At 63.1% G+C, this 13,624-nt stretch carries 9 protein-coding genes and 2 pseudogenes; 4 read left to right on the forward strand and 7 right to left on the reverse strand.

Annotated features, from left to right (window positions below; genetic code table 11):
• Positions 1–32: 32 nt before the first annotated feature.
• The 7 genes from ACP7BV_RS11470 to ACP7BV_RS11500 form a co-directional block, all read right to left on the reverse strand.
• Complete coding sequence (locus ACP7BV_RS11470) at positions 33–1,283, reverse strand: Zn-dependent hydrolase (protein ID WP_426103952.1); 1,251 nt, start codon at positions 1,281–1,283, stop codon at positions 33–35.
• Between the two features lie 16 nt (positions 1,284–1,299).
• Complete coding sequence (gene hydA, locus ACP7BV_RS11475) at positions 1,300–2,691, reverse strand: dihydropyrimidinase (protein WP_426103953.1); 1,392 nt, start codon at positions 2,689–2,691, stop codon at positions 1,300–1,302.
• Entirely contained in the window at positions 2,688–4,160 is a 1,473-nt protein-coding gene (locus tag ACP7BV_RS11480; RefSeq protein ID WP_426104108.1) for an NCS1 family nucleobase:cation symporter-1, read from the reverse strand. The genes hydA and ACP7BV_RS11480 overlap by 4 nt, the downstream gene beginning before the upstream one ends.
• Positions 4,161–4,308: 148 nt before the next feature.
• Entirely contained in the window at positions 4,309–5,589 is a 1,281-nt protein-coding gene (gene preA / locus ACP7BV_RS11485; RefSeq protein WP_426103954.1) for an NAD-dependent dihydropyrimidine dehydrogenase subunit PreA, read from the reverse strand.
• On the reverse strand, positions 5,589–6,956 hold the full coding sequence (locus ACP7BV_RS11490) for an NAD(P)-dependent oxidoreductase (RefSeq protein ID WP_426103955.1): 1,368 nt from the start codon (positions 6,954–6,956) through the stop codon (positions 5,589–5,591). Before ACP7BV_RS11490 ends, preA begins: the two co-directional genes overlap by 1 nt.
• 155 nt (positions 6,957–7,111) lie before the next feature.
• Entirely contained in the window at positions 7,112–8,614 is a 1,503-nt protein-coding gene (locus ACP7BV_RS11495) for a CoA-acylating methylmalonate-semialdehyde dehydrogenase (RefSeq protein WP_426103956.1), read from the reverse strand.
• Positions 8,615–8,619: 5 nt separating this feature from the next.
• A complete protein-coding gene (locus tag ACP7BV_RS11500) occupies positions 8,620–9,936 on the reverse strand; it encodes an aspartate aminotransferase family protein (RefSeq protein WP_426103957.1) in 1,317 nt (438 codons plus the stop codon).
• 173 nt (positions 9,937–10,109) lie between these two features.
• On the opposite strand from ACP7BV_RS11500, the gene ACP7BV_RS11505 reads away from it, so the two are divergent.
• The 4 genes and pseudogenes from ACP7BV_RS11505 (at position 10,110) to ACP7BV_RS11520 (ending at position 13,569) form a co-directional block, all read left to right on the forward strand.
• Positions 10,110–11,537, forward strand: a complete 1,428-nt coding sequence (locus tag ACP7BV_RS11505) for a PLP-dependent aminotransferase family protein (RefSeq protein ID WP_426103958.1) — start codon at positions 10,110–10,112, stop codon at positions 11,535–11,537.
• Between the two features lie 5 nt (positions 11,538–11,542).
• Positions 11,543–12,190: pseudogene (locus tag ACP7BV_RS11510) on the forward strand (TetR/AcrR family transcriptional regulator); the annotation flags it as partial.
• Positions 12,191–12,307: 117 nt separating this feature from the next.
• Positions 12,308–12,814: pseudogene (locus tag ACP7BV_RS11515) on the forward strand (GNAT family N-acetyltransferase); the annotation flags it as partial.
• The gene (locus ACP7BV_RS11520; protein WP_426103959.1) at positions 12,814–13,569 is read left to right on the forward strand and encodes a carbon-nitrogen hydrolase family protein; all 756 of its coding nucleotides are present in this window, start codon (positions 12,814–12,816) and stop codon (positions 13,567–13,569) included. The pseudogene ACP7BV_RS11515 and the gene ACP7BV_RS11520, both read left to right, overlap by 1 nt.
• The last annotated feature ends 55 nt before the right edge of the window (positions 13,570–13,624 follow it).

Below are 13,624 nucleotides of genomic sequence, written 5' to 3' on the forward strand. Positions count from 1 at the left end.
GACGAGATTTCCGCAGTGAATTTTGAATAAGTCTAGCTCGCAACTACTGCCCGCTCAAGCATTGCGTGCAGCAGTACATTGCAGCCCGCTTCCAGGTGTTCCGGCTTGGCGTCTTCGATCTCGTTGTGGCTGATCCCGTCCTTGCACGGCACGAAGATCATGCCGGACGGCGCCAGGCGCGCGGCGTAGATCGCATCGTGGCCGGCGCCGGACACCACATCCATGGTCGAGTAACCGAGCATTTCAGTTGCCGCGCGCACCGCGCCTACGCAGGCAGGATGGAACGGGCATGGCGGGTAGTACGACACGCGCTCGATGCTGATGCCAAGGCCCGACTCGGCGCGCGTGCGGTCGATAAAGGCCAGCATTTCCTCGTGCATGGTGTTCAGCAGTTGGTCGCTCACATTGCGCAGGTCGATGCTGAAGGTGACCTGGCCGGGAATCACGTTGCGGCTGTTGGGGAACACCTGCACCATGCCGACCGTGCCGCGCCCGTAGGGCGGATAGCGGTTTGCAATGGCCACCACTTCCTGCATGATGCGCGTGGCGACCTGCAGCGCATCCTTGCGCAGCCCCATGGGCGTGGGCCCGGCGTGGGCCTCCATGCCGGTGACGACGCAGTCGTACCACGACAGTCCCATCACGGCCGGCACCACGCCGATCACCTTGTCGGCGTCTTCCAGCACCGGGCCTTGCTCGATGTGGGTTTCGAAATAGGCGCCGATCGGATGCTGGCCGGGGACTTGCTCGCCCAGGTAGCCGATGCGTTCGAGTTCATCCCTCACGCTCTTGCCTTCGGTGTCGCGGGCGGCGTAGGCGGTTTCCAGGCTGAAGGCGCCGCAGAACACTCCCGAACCCATCATCACGGGCACGAAGCGCGAGCCTTCCTCGTTGGTCCAGAACGCCACTTCCAGCGGTGCTTCGGTCTGGATGTTCATGTCATTCAAGGTGCGGATCACTTCAAGGCCGGCCAGCACGCCGTAGTTGCCGTCGAATTTTCCGCCGGTGGGCTGGGTGTCGATATGGCTGCCGGTCATGACAGGCGGCAGAGATGCATTGCGCCCTTCGCGGCGCATGAAGACGTTGCCGATCTGGTCGACGGTGATGGCCAGGCCGGCTTCTTTTGCCCAGCCGACGACCAGGTCGCGGCCTTGCTTGTCGAGGTCGGTGAGGGCCAGGCGCTTGACGCCGCCTTTGGGGGTGGCGCCGATGCGGGCCAGTTCCATCAGCGACGCCCACAGGCGCTCGCCGTTGATGCGCAGTTCGTTCCGCAGTTGGTTCATATCGGTTCCAGATTCTTTATGCGTGGGTTTTGGTAAATGCTGGCCGCTCGACGTGCTTGCCCGCGCCTTGCACGGCGCGCAGCGCGCCCCGCTCAAAAACGACCTTGCCGGCAGCGAGCGTGTATGACGGAATCCCCTTCACGGTGCGGCCTTCAAATACATTGAAGCCACCCTTGGCAAACTGGGTCTTGGCCGAAATGGTCCTGGTCCCATCCGGATCCCAGACCACGATATCGGCGTCCGATCCGACCGCCACCACGCCCTTGCGCGGATACATATTGAAAATTTGCGCAGCATTGGTGGACGTCACCTTGACGAACTCGGACGGCGTCAGCTTGCCGGTATTGACCCCGGCATCCCACACCACCGCCATCCTGTCTTCCACTCCGCCGCAGCCATTGGGAATCTTGGTAAAGTCGTCCGCCCCGGCCGCCTTTTGCTCGGCGCAGAAGGTGCAGTGGTCCGTCGCCGTGGTGTGCAAATTCCCGCCCTGCAGTCCCTGCCACAGCGCGCCCTGGTGATGCTTGCTGCGAAACGGGGGGCTCATCACGTGCGCGCGCGCGAAGTCGAGGTCCGCACTGCGGTAGACGCTGTCGTCGATCACCAGGTGCCCGGCCAGCGCCTCGCCATACACGCGCTGGCCCTTGGCGCGCGCGCGCGCAATGGCGTCGAGCGACTCGGCGCACGATACGTGCACGATGTACACCGGGGTGCCCAGCACATTGGCAATCGCAATGGCCCGGTTGGCCGCTTCCGCTTCCACCTCGGGCGGGCGCGACAGCGGATGCGCGCTGGGGCCGGTAATGCCCTTCTTGAGCAAATCTTGCTGCAGCTGGAATACCAGCTCGCCGTTTTCGGCGTGCACGGTGGGAATCGCCCCCAGCTCCAGCGCCCGCGTAAAGCTCTTCACCAGCGTTTCGTCGTCCGCCATGATGGCATTCTTGTAGGCCATGAAGTGCTTGAAGCTGTTCACGCCGTGCTCGTGCACCAGCGTGCCCATATCCCGGTGCACCGACGCGTCCCACCACGTGACCGCCACGTGAAACGTATAGTCGCCGGCCGACTTGGCGGCCCAGCCGCGCCAGGTGTGATACGCCTCCAGCAGCGACTGCTGCGGATTGGGAATCACAAAGTCCATGATGGTGGTTGTGCCGCCGGCCAGGCCCGCCGCGGTCCCGGTGAAAAAATCATCGGCCGTGACGGTTCCCATGAAGGGCAGCTGCATGTGGGTGTGCGGGTCGATCCCGCCGGGCATCACGTACTGGCCGCCGGCGTCGATCACGGTGGCGCCGACGGGCGCCTCGAGGTTCTCGCCGATGGCGACGACCTTGCCGTCGCTTACCAGCACGTCGGCGCGAAATGCCCGGTCTGCGTTGACGACGGTGCCGCCGCGGATAATCGTTGTCATGACACTTGTCTCCTGATGTGTAGTTTGGGCACGCGGCCTTGCATGAAGGCGCCGTAGATCACCGCCGAGATCGCGACGCCCACGAACCACGCGTAGGTATAAATCGTTTTGAACAGGTCTCCCACGTCGGGGAACGATGCGGGGAAGGCCTTGTTCAGGAAGCCCGGAATGTTCGGCAGCACGCCCACCACAAAGGCGACGACGGCCACCATGTTCCAGCCGCTTCCATAGGAATAAATACCATCATTACGATACAGTTGTGGCACATCTAGCTCTGTTTTCCGTATCATATAATAGTCGACGATCAGGATCCCGGCGATCGGCCCCAGCAGCGCAGAATAGCCGACCAGCCAGGTGAAGATGTAACCCTCCGTGGACGCGAGTATCTTCCACGGCATCATCACCAGCGCGATACCGGCCGTGATGTAGCCGCCCGTGCGATACGAAATGTGTTTGGGCGAAAGCGACGAAAAATCGTACGCCGGCCCCACCAGGTTGGCCGCAAGGTTGACGCTGACGGTGTCGATCAGCAGCACGATCAGCGCAATCAGTACCGCCGCGCCCGTCATGCGGCTGGCCAGCTTGACCGGATCCCACAGCGCCTCGCCATACATGACGACGGTAGCTGAGGTGACGATCACGGCCAGCATGGCCAACAAGCCCATCGGCACCGGCAGACCGACCGACTGCCCGATCAGCTGGTCGCGCTGGGTTTTGGCAAAGCGGGTGAAGTCGGGGATGTTCAGCGCCAGCGTGGCCCAGAAACCCACCATCCCGGTCAGCGACGGCCAGAACGCGGCCCAGAACTGGCCCGCCTTCTTGCCCCCTTCGACAAACTGCGACGGCTGCTCGAGCAGCGCACCAAAGCCGCCCGCCTTGTTGTAGACCCAGCCGAGCAGCACGAAGCAGATCACGATCTTGAGCGGCGCGGTCCACGTTTCAAGCTTGCGGATCGCTTCCATGCCGTGCACGATGTACCAGAACTGGATGGCCCAAAAGCCGACGAAGCACAGCAGCTCGGCCCCGTTGATGCCCAGGCCGGCGATGGCGTCGCCGCCGATCGGCGCGCCGCGCAGCACGCCGAGCAGCGTGTAGATCATGCTGCCGCCAAACCAGGTCTGGATGCCGTACCAGCCGCAGGCGACGATGGCGCGCATCAGCGCCGGGATGCGCGCGCCCGTGGTGCCGAACGAGCAGCGCGCCAGGACCGCGTACGGAATGCCGTATTTGGTGCCGGCGTGGCCGATCAGGAGCATCGGCAGCAGGACGATGGCGTTGGCGATGAAGACCGTCATCACGGCCTGGTAGGCCGACATGCCGCCTTCGATCAGCCCGGCCGACAGGGTATAGGCCGGGATGCACATCACCATGCCGACCCACAGCGCGGCAAAATGGTACCAGCGCCAGGTGCGCTGGGCCGCCGTGGTGGGGGCCAGGTCTTCGTTCCAGAGCGCGGTGTTGGCCGACATGTCTTTATTCACAGGCGATCTCCATCAAAGAGAAGCAAACGGGAAACGTGGAACGTAGGGCGAAAAAGCGCAGCGCATTCCGCCGAAGGCCGAGGTCACGTTGACGCAGGCATGGCGGATTGCGCGTTCCGCTTATCCGCCCTACGTTCTACACTACCACTTCAGCACGTGGATTACGCGGATCCTGGGTCCAGTTCATGTACTTTTTCCCATTCGCCTGCGGCACCATCGTAATGCACGCTTCCACCGGACAGGTAATCTCGCACAGGTTGCAGCCCACGCACTCGGAGGTGATCACTTCATAGGTGCGCACGCCACTGGCCGCGTCGATCAACTGCGCGATCGACTGGTGCGAGGTATCCTCGCACGCCACATAGCACTTGCCGCACTTGATGCACTTGTCCTGATCGATCTGGGCAATCACCTCGTAGTTCATGTCGAGGTATTTCCAGTCGGTGGTATTGGCCACCGCCTTGCCCGAAAACTCGGCGATGCTCTTGTAGCCCTTTTCATCCATCCAGCGCGACAGCCCGTCCTTCATCTCTTCGACAATCCGGAAACCGTGCAGCATCGCCGCCGTGCACACCTGCACCGACCCCGCGCCGAGCGCGATGAATTCGGCCGCGTCGCGCCAGTTGCCAATGCCGCCGATGCCGGAAATGGGCAAGCCCTGCGTCTGCGGGTCGCGCGCGATCTCGGCCACCATGTTCAGCGCAATCGGCTTGACGGCCGAACCGCAATAGCCGCCGTGCGTGCTGGCATTGCCCACGATCGGGAACGCCACCATGCGGTCCAGGTCCAGGTGGGTGATCGAGTTGATGGTATTGATCAGCGACACCGCATCGGCGCCACCGGCCTTGGCCGCGCGCGCCGGCGCGCGCACGTCGGTGATATTGGGCGTGAGCTTGACGATCACCGGCAGGGACGAATACTTTTTGCACCAGCGCGTGACCATTTCGACGTACTCGGGCACCTGGCCCACGGCCGCGCCCATGCCGCGTTCGGGCATGCCGTGCGGGCAGCCGAAATTGAGCTCGATGCCGTCGGCGCCGGTCGCCTCCACCTTGGGCAAAATGGCCGCCCACAGCGCTTCTTCGCACGGCAGCATCAAGGACACCACCATCGCGCGGTCCGGCCAGTCGCGCTTGACCTGGGTGATTTCCATCAGGTTGATTTCCAGGCTGCGGTCGGTAATGAGCTCGATGTTGTTAAAGCCGAGTACCTCGCGGTTCTTGCCGTAGTGGGCCGAATAGCGCGACGACACGTTCACTGCCGCCGGGTCTTCGCCCAGCGTTTTCCAGACCACGCCGCCCCACCCTGCTTCAAAGGCGCGCACCACGTTGTAGGCTTTGTCGGTCGGCGGCGCGGACGCCAGCCAGAATGGATTGGGCGACTTGATGCCGCAAAAATCGATGCTCAGGTCAGCCATTATGCAGCCCCCACTGTTGATTGGATGTCGTCGTGAATGGCCATTGCAGCCAGTTTGCCATGCTGGACCGCCTGGACCGTCAGGTCCTGTCCCGGTGCCACGCAGTCGCCGCCCGCGTAGATGCCCGTCAGCGCCGTACGAAAGCTGGCGTCAACGTGGATCTTGTCGCCTTCGCGCGTGATGTGCTGCGCCATCTCGCCCACAAGGCCGGCCGGCGCCAAGCTCTGGCCAATGGCCTTGAACACGGCGTCCGCCGCGATCTCGATAAAACCGCCCGTGCCGACCAGCTTGGCGCCATCCATCCGCGTTTCTTCAAAGCGCATGCCGCGCACGCGGCCGGCGTCGTCCAGCAGCACTTCCAGCGGCGCCGCCCAGGTCTTGATGCGCACCTGGTTTTGCTTGGCGATGTCCTGTTCGTGGTGGGTCGCCGTCATGGATTCAACACCGCGCCGATACACCAGCGTGACGTCTTCGGCGCCAAGCCGCTTGATCTGGACCGCCATGTCGATGGCGGTGTTGCCGGCGCCGATGACAATGGCGCGCTTGGGGACCGGGAGCGACGCCAGGTCGCTCGCCTGGCGCAGGTCGGCGATGTAGTCGACCGCCGCCATCAGGCCGGGAGCGTCTTCACCGGTCAGGCCGAGCCGGCGGCTGGCGTTCAAGCCCAGGCCCAGGAAGACGGCGTCGAACTGGGCATGCAGGTCTTGCAGGTGCAGGTTGGCGCCGAGCGTGCGGCCGTGCAGCACTTCAATGCCGCCGATTTCGAGCAGGAATGCAACTTCCTGTTGCGCAAAGTCGCCCGTCAGCTTGTATTTGGCGATGCCGTATTCGTTCAAGCCACCGGATTTTTCACGCGATTCAAAAATGACGACGTCGTTGCCGAGCATGGCTAGGCGGTGCGCGCAAGCCAAGCCGGCAGGGCCGGCGCCGACCACGGCGATCTTCTTGCCGGTCGAGGCGGCGCGCTGGAACGGGTGCGCCTTGAAGCTGGCGTGATCGAGCGCGTGGCGCTGCAGCAGGCCGATTTTAACAGGCTGGCCTTCTGCATCGTGGTTGCGCACACAGGCGTCCTCGCACAGGATTTCGGTCGGGCAGACGCGGGCGCAGCTGCCGCCCAGGATGTTCTGCCTCAGGATGCCGGCTGCGGCGCCGTTGATGTTCTGGTCGTGGATGTTGCGAATGAAGCTTGCGACATCGATGTCGGACGGGCAGATGCGGGTGCATGGCGCGTCGTAGCAGTACAGGCAGCGCGCGCTCTCGATGGCGGCCTGGCGCGCAGTTAGCGGCGGCGCCAGATCAGTAAAATGCTGCGCCAGTTCGCTGTTCGAGCCACCTGCGTGCGGCAGGTGCTTGAGAGATTCAATCATTGTTTGTCCCTATTCTCGTTCTAGTTATAAGTTCACCACCACATCGTCCTCGCGCACGCGGGGACCCATAGAACGGTGATCTATAGGAAGCGCTATGGGTCCCCACGTGCGCGAGGACGATGTGGTAGTAGTGTTCCTCTACCTTGGCCTCTCTATTACTTCATCTGCGGAAAAGCAAACTCCACCCCCGCACTGGCCGTATTCGGCCAGCGCTGCATCACCGCCTTGTGCCGCGTATAAAACCGCACGCCTTCCGGGCCATAGGCATGATGGTCGCCAAACAAACTCTTCTTCCACCCGCCAAAGCTGTTGAACGCCATCGGCACCGGCAACGGCACATTCACCCCCACCATGCCGACCTGGATCTGCCTCACGAACTCGCGCGCGGTGCCGCCGTCGCGGGTATAAATGGCCACGCCATTGCCGTACTCATTCGCATTGATCAGCGTGACGGCGGTGGCCACGTCCGGCGCGCGCATCACGCACAGCACGGGCCCAAAAATCTCTTCCTTGTAGATCGTCATCTCCGGCGTCACGTGATCGAACAGCGTGCCGCCCACAAAAAATCCTTTCTCGCGTCCGACCACCTTGCAATCGCGTCCGTCAACCACCAGCGTCGCGCCCTGCTCCACGCCTTCGCCAATCAGTTTTTCGATGCGCATCTTGGCCGCAGCCGTGACCACTGGCCCCATTTCGGCATCGGCCGCCATGCCGTCGCGGATCTTGAGCGCGGCCGTGCGCTCGCCCAGTGCGCCAATGAGCTTGTCGCCCGAATCGCCCACCGCCACCACCACCGAAATGGCCATGCAGCGCTCGCCCGCCGAGCCAAAGGCCGCTCCAATGAGCGCATCGACGGCCATGTCGATGTCCGCGTCGGGCATGACGACCATGTGGTTCTTGGCTCCGCCCAGGGCCTGCACGCGCTTGCCGTTGGCCGTGCCGCGCGCGTAAATGTATTGCGCAATCGGGGTCGAGCCGACAAAGCTGATCGCCTGCACATCATCATGGTCGAGCAGTGCATCGACGGTGACTTTGTCACCCTGTATGACGTTAAATACCCCATTGGGCAAACCCGCCTCGGTCAGCAGTTTGGCGTGCAGCAGCGACGCCGAAGGATCGCGCTCGGACGGCTTCAAAATAAAGGTATTGCCGCACGCGATCGCCACCGGGAACATCCACATCGGCACCATCACCGGAAAGTTAAATGGCGTAATGCCCGCTACCACGCCAAGCGCCTGGCGCATCGACCAGGCATCGATGCCGCGCGAAATCTGGTCGGTGAATTCTCCTTTCAGCAGATGGGGAATGCCGACCGCAAATTCGACCATCTCGATACCGCGCGCCACTTCACCCTGAGCGTCCGAAAACGTTTTACCGTGCTCGCGGGTCAGCATGGCGGCAAATTCGTCGGTGTGCTGCTGGCACAGCTGCAGGTATTTGAACAGCACCCGCGCGCGCGTCAACGGCGGCGTGGCCGACCAGGCAGGAAAGGCCGCGGCGGCGGCGGCAACTGCCGCGTTGACGTCGTCCGCAGTGCCCAGCGCCACGCGCGCGCAAGGCTCGCCGAGCGCCGGATTGAACACGTCCGCATAGTGACCGCTTTGCGTATCGACCTTGGCGCCGTTGATGAAGTGGGTGATGGTATCGAGATTGCTCATGTTGTTTAATCCAGGTTTTTCAGTACGGTGGCAAGCTTGCCGAACATATCGTCGATGTGCTGCTTTTTAAGGACCAGCGGTGGCGAGAGCGCGATGATGTCACCGGTGGTGCGGATCAGGAGGCCGTCGGCGAACGCTTGCTTGAAGGCGGCGAACGCGCGCGCGCCCGGCTTGCCGTCGATGGCTTGCAGCTCGATGCCGGCGATCAGGCCAATGGTGCGAATGTCGATCACATGCGGCAAGCCCTTGAGCGAGTGCACAGCGTCAGCCCAGTAATCCTGGATGCCTTTGGCGTGCGCCAGGATGTCCTGTTCCTTGAACACTTCCAGCGTTGCCAGCGCGGCTGCGCAGGCCAGCGGATGGCCCGAATAAGTGTAACCATGGAACAGCTCGATGCCGGCCGGGCCGTCCATGAAGGTGTCGTGGATATGCTTTTTGGTGAACACCGCGCCCATCGGCACGGCCGCATTGGTCAAGCCTTTGGCCACCGTGACCATGTCCGGCTCGACGTCAAAGTAGTCGAACGCGAATGGCGTCGTCAGGCGCCCGAAGCCGGTGATGACTTCATCGAAAATGAGCAGGATGCCGTGCTTGGTGCACAGCTCGCGCAGGCGTTTCAGGTAGCCTTTGGGCGGAATCAGCACGCCGGTGGAACCGGCCACCGGCTCGACGATGACGGCGGCAATGGTCGAAACGTCGTGCAGCGCGATGATGCGTTCGAGGTCATCGGCCAGGTGCGCGCCGTATTCAGGTTCGCCGCGCGAGTAGGCGTTCCTTTCAAGGTTGTGCGTGTGCGGCAAATGGTCGACCCCTGGCAGCAGCGGGCCGAACGTGCGGCGGTTGCCGCCGATGCCGCCCACCGAGATGCCGCCAAAGCCCACGCCATGGTAGCCGCGCTCGCGCCCGATCAGGCGGGTGCGCCCCGCTTCTCCGCGTGCACGGTGATACGCCAGCGCCATCTTGAGCGCCGTGTCGACCGCCTCGGAACCTGAATTGGTATAAAACACGTGGCCGAAGCGATGGCCGGTGTAGTCCATCAGCTTTTCGGCCAGGTCGAAAGCGGCCGGGTGGCCCATCTGGAAGGTTGGCGCAAAGTCGAGCTGGCCGGCCATTTCACGGATGGCGGCGGTGATCCTGGGTTGAGCGTGTCCGCATGGCACGCACCACAGGCCGGCGGTGCCGTCGAGGATCTCGTTGCCGTCCACATCTTTGTAGTACATCCCTTCCGCGGAAACGAGCAAACGGGGGTTGGTCTTGTAATCTCGATTGTTGGTAAATGGCATCCAGAACGATGACATCGACTCGGGTTTGGATTCGTTCATACAGCTCTCCAATGATTTTTACGAGCAAAAAAATAATTTACCAGTTGGCAAAATGATGATGCAATAATAGTCAGCAGTACAACTATGGCACATATACACAAATTGCAAAACCGGCCAACCGTATCGGTGGCGCAAACAATACACTTTGTGTGTGTGCAGCAAAAGGAGTGGTGATGGAGCAGACGGAGACAGGCTGGCCGGTCCTGGTCATCGATCGCAACAAGCGCGGCAGCCTGGTCGACCAGATTGTGGCAGCGATCACGGAGATGGTAAACAGCCGCGAGCTACGTGTTGGCACCAAGATGCCCTCGGTTCGACGTTTCGCAAAGTGCAACGCGGTGAGCACCTTCACGGTCGTGGAATCGTATGACCACCTGCTAACGCTGGGCCTGCTTTCATCGCGCCGCGGCTCGGGCTTTTTTGTTGCCCGCAGCGAAGCGCAAGCGCCGCAGCGGCTTGCCCTGCAGGCAACGCCGAGCGCCATCGACGCCCTCACCCCCGACCTGTATTCCGGCGTCTCGGATGCGCTGCCGGTGGGCGCCGGCTGGCTGCCGCCGGAATGGTACGGCGAGACCACCATCCTCGACGCCGTGCGCCACGCGATGAAGATCCCTGCCAACCGCCTGCGCGGCTACGGCCATCCGCTCGGCTTTCCCACGCTGCGCCAGCACATGGCCGCCACGCTGTCCGAAGAACTGTTCCAGGTCGGGACCGATCAGATCGTCCTGACGCACGGCGCCACCCACGCGTTCGACCTGATTCTGCGCACGCTGACCAAGCCGGGCGACACGGTGTTGGTCGAGGACCCGGGCTACAGCAATTTGATGTCGCTGGTGCGCCACCACGGCTGCATCCCGGTCGGCATAGCGCGCGGCGAGCATGGCCTGGATGTGGAGGACCTCGCGCAACAGGCCGCCGCCACCCAGCCCAAGCTCATGTTCGTCAATACGGTGCTGCAAAATCCGCTGGGCACCTCGCTTAGCCAGGCGCAGGCGCACCGGCTGCTGGGCGTGGCCGAGCAGTTCGATTTCTGGATCGTGGAAGACGACATCTACCGCGACTTGGCCGCGCGCGGCGAGGCGTCGCTCGCCGCCATGGACGGCTTGCGGCGCGTGATCCGGGTTGGCAGCTTTTCCAAGACCTTGTCGCCGGTGCTGCGGGTCGGGTCGATCTGCGCCTCCAATTCGCTGGCGCCCGAACTGCTGCGCGTGAAGATGCTCACTGGCCTGACGACGTCCGAAATTAACGAGCGCGCCGTGTACCACGCGATTTCTGCGCGGCCGTATCGCAAGATGGTCGAAAAGCTGATTGACCAATTGACGGCGGCCCGCGAACGCACCACGGAGCGCTTGCTCGATGCCGGCTTGACGCCGCTGGCCAAGCCGCGCGGTGGCATGTTTGTCAGCGCCGCTTTGCCACTGGCCCCAAGCGCGGACCTGAACGGCAGGGTGATTGCCGACCGCGCGCTGGCGTCCGGCATTTTGCTCTCGCCGGGTGAATTTTTTACGCTGCAAACACCCTCCAGCATCTGGTTCCGTTTTAACGCGGCCTACGCGGCCGACGCCCCGGCGCTGACCCAATTCCTGTTATCGATAGGCTGATCGACATGGCAAGCAAGAAGAACGAAAACATGACCGCCAGCGCGCGCCGCGTGATCAATCGCGACAAGCTGGAGGCCGACATCGTCGCCGAAGCGGTGCGGGTGTTCGCCGAATCCGGGTACGAGGGCGCGTCGATCGCCACCGTGGCCGAAAACGCGGGGCTGTCGAAGCAGAACCTGATGTACTACTTCCCCACCAAGCAGGCGCTGTACGAGCGCGTGCTTGACGGCGTGCTCGATGACTGGCTGGCACGCATGGACAGCCTGGCCGACCCGCAGCAGGATCCGCGCGATGTGCTGCGCGCGTACGTGCAGGCCAAGCTGAAGTTTTCGCGCGAACAGCCGTGGGCGTCGCGCGTGTATGCGATGGAAGTGATCAGCGGCGCGCAGTTGTACGGCGACCAGATCCAAAAGCGCGTGGTGCCGCTGCTGCGCAAGGATATCGAGGTGTTCGAGCGCTGGATTGGCGAGGGCAAAATCGGTCCCGTCAATGCGACCCATTTGTTGTTTGCGATTTGGGCGATGACGCAGTCGTATGCGGACTTTTCCACGCAGATGGCGCTGGTGTTGAACCGCAAGCAGCTGTCGAAAAAGGATTTTGAGGATGGGGAGATGATGATTACCAATATGGTGTTGGCGGCAGTGGCGCTGCCGCTTTTCCGACCTACGGTTCGCAGTGGGTGGTGTATGCTTGTAAAACAACAGCCCCACTCCAACAACCCAATGCCCGCCTTTTCCCCCATCACCCTCACCACCGACCGACTCACGCTGCGCTGGCTGGGCCATAGCGACACCGCCGCCCAGTACGCGATCTACGCCGACGACATCGCCATGCGCTACTGGAGCAGCGCCGCCTGGACCGACATGGACCAGGCCCGCGCCTCCATCGAGCAAGCCATCGCCGACTACGCCAGCGGCAAAGCGCTGCGCCTGGCCATCGAACTGCGCGACAGCGGCGCCATGATCGGCAACTTCAACCTGTACGCCTTTTCAGAATCGAACCGCCGCTGCGACGTCGGCTATGCCCTGAACCGCGCCCACTGGGGCCAAGGCTACCTGGGCGAAGCAATGACGGCAGCCCTCAACTACGCGTTCACCGCACTCGACCTGCACCGCATCGAAGCCGACATCGACCCGCGCAACGCAGCCTCGGCCAAACTCCTCGAGCGCAAGGCGTTTCAAAAGGAAGGCTACCTGCGCGAGCGCTGGATCGTCAACGGCGAAATCTGCGACACCGTCTTCTACGGCCTGCTGCGGCGCGACTGGGAAGCACGCTGATGGCCGGCCTGCGGATCGCTGCGGCGCAATCACACTCGGCCCCGGGCGACATCGCGGCCAACGTCGCGCGCCACTGCGTCTTCATCGACGCCGCAGTGGTAGCGGGCGTCGACCTGCTGGTGTTTCCCGAGCTGTCGCTAAGCGGCTATGAACCAGCGCTACTCGAAGGCGCCGCGCTGGGGCCAGGCGAAGCATTGCTAGCGCCACTGGCCGCGCGCGCCGTCACCAACAACATGACCATCGTCGCCGGCGCGCCGCTGCGCAATCCAAACGGCTTGCCCTTCATCGGCGCCATCGCCTTTCATCCCGATGGCCGCCACACCACCTATCGCAAGCACTTCCTGCACCCGGGCGAAGAACAAAATGCCGCGGCCGGCACCGCGATCAGCCAGGTGATCGACGTGCGCGGCGTGCCCGTCGCGCTGGCCATTTGCGCCGACACAGGCAACCAGCAGCATCCGCACGCAGCCGTCATGGCCGGCGCCACACTGTATGTGGCCGGCTCCGTAATCACGCCCGCAGGCTATGCGAAAGAGGCGAACCTGCTCTCCGGCCATGCAAAATTGTTCAACATCGGCATCCTGCTGGCCAACCATGCCTTTGAAACCGGCGGCTACCAGAGCGCGGGCCGCAGCGCCATCTGGCTGGCGGACGGCCAACTGCTGGTGGACGCCCCCGGCACCGGCGAATGCCTGGTCATTGGCGACCAGGACAACGGCGCCGTGGTCCCGGTCAGCACCCTTTCCTGCCGTTAGTCTCCTGTAGCGACCGGCCGACCCTTGAAACCGGCACTTCGTCACACTGTGCTGG

It is taken from the genome of Massilia sp. TSP1-1-2 (genome assembly GCF_049896185.1).
Classification (GTDB): domain Bacteria; phylum Pseudomonadota; class Gammaproteobacteria; order Burkholderiales; family Burkholderiaceae_D; genus Telluria_A.

Bases quoted from the DNA above. Each gene is read 5' to 3' on its own strand.
- ACP7BV_RS11470 (WP_426103952.1), bottom strand. From the start codon at position 1,283: ATGAACCAACTGCGGAACGAACTGCGCATCAACGGCGAGCGCCTGTGG.
- hydA (WP_426103953.1), bottom strand. From the start codon at position 2,691: ATGACAACGATTATCCGCGGCGGCACCGTCGTCAACGCAGACCGGGCA.
- ACP7BV_RS11480 (WP_426104108.1), bottom strand. From the start codon at position 4,160: ATGTCGGCCAACACCGCGCTCTGGAACGAAGACCTGGCCCCCACCACG.
- preA (WP_426103954.1), bottom strand. From the start codon at position 5,589: ATGGCTGACCTGAGCATCGATTTTTGCGGCATCAAGTCGCCCAATCCA.
- ACP7BV_RS11490 (WP_426103955.1), bottom strand. From the start codon at position 6,956: ATGATTGAATCTCTCAAGCACCTGCCGCACGCAGGTGGCTCGAACAGC.
- ACP7BV_RS11495 (WP_426103956.1), bottom strand. From the start codon at position 8,614: ATGAGCAATCTCGATACCATCACCCACTTCATCAACGGCGCCAAGGTC.
- ACP7BV_RS11500 (WP_426103957.1), bottom strand. From the start codon at position 9,936: ATGAACGAATCCAAACCCGAGTCGATGTCATCGTTCTGGATGCCATTT.
- ACP7BV_RS11505 (WP_426103958.1), top strand. From the start codon at position 10,110: ATGGAGCAGACGGAGACAGGCTGGCCGGTCCTGGTCATCGATCGCAAC.
- ACP7BV_RS11520 (WP_426103959.1), top strand. From the start codon at position 12,814: ATGGCCGGCCTGCGGATCGCTGCGGCGCAATCACACTCGGCCCCGGGC.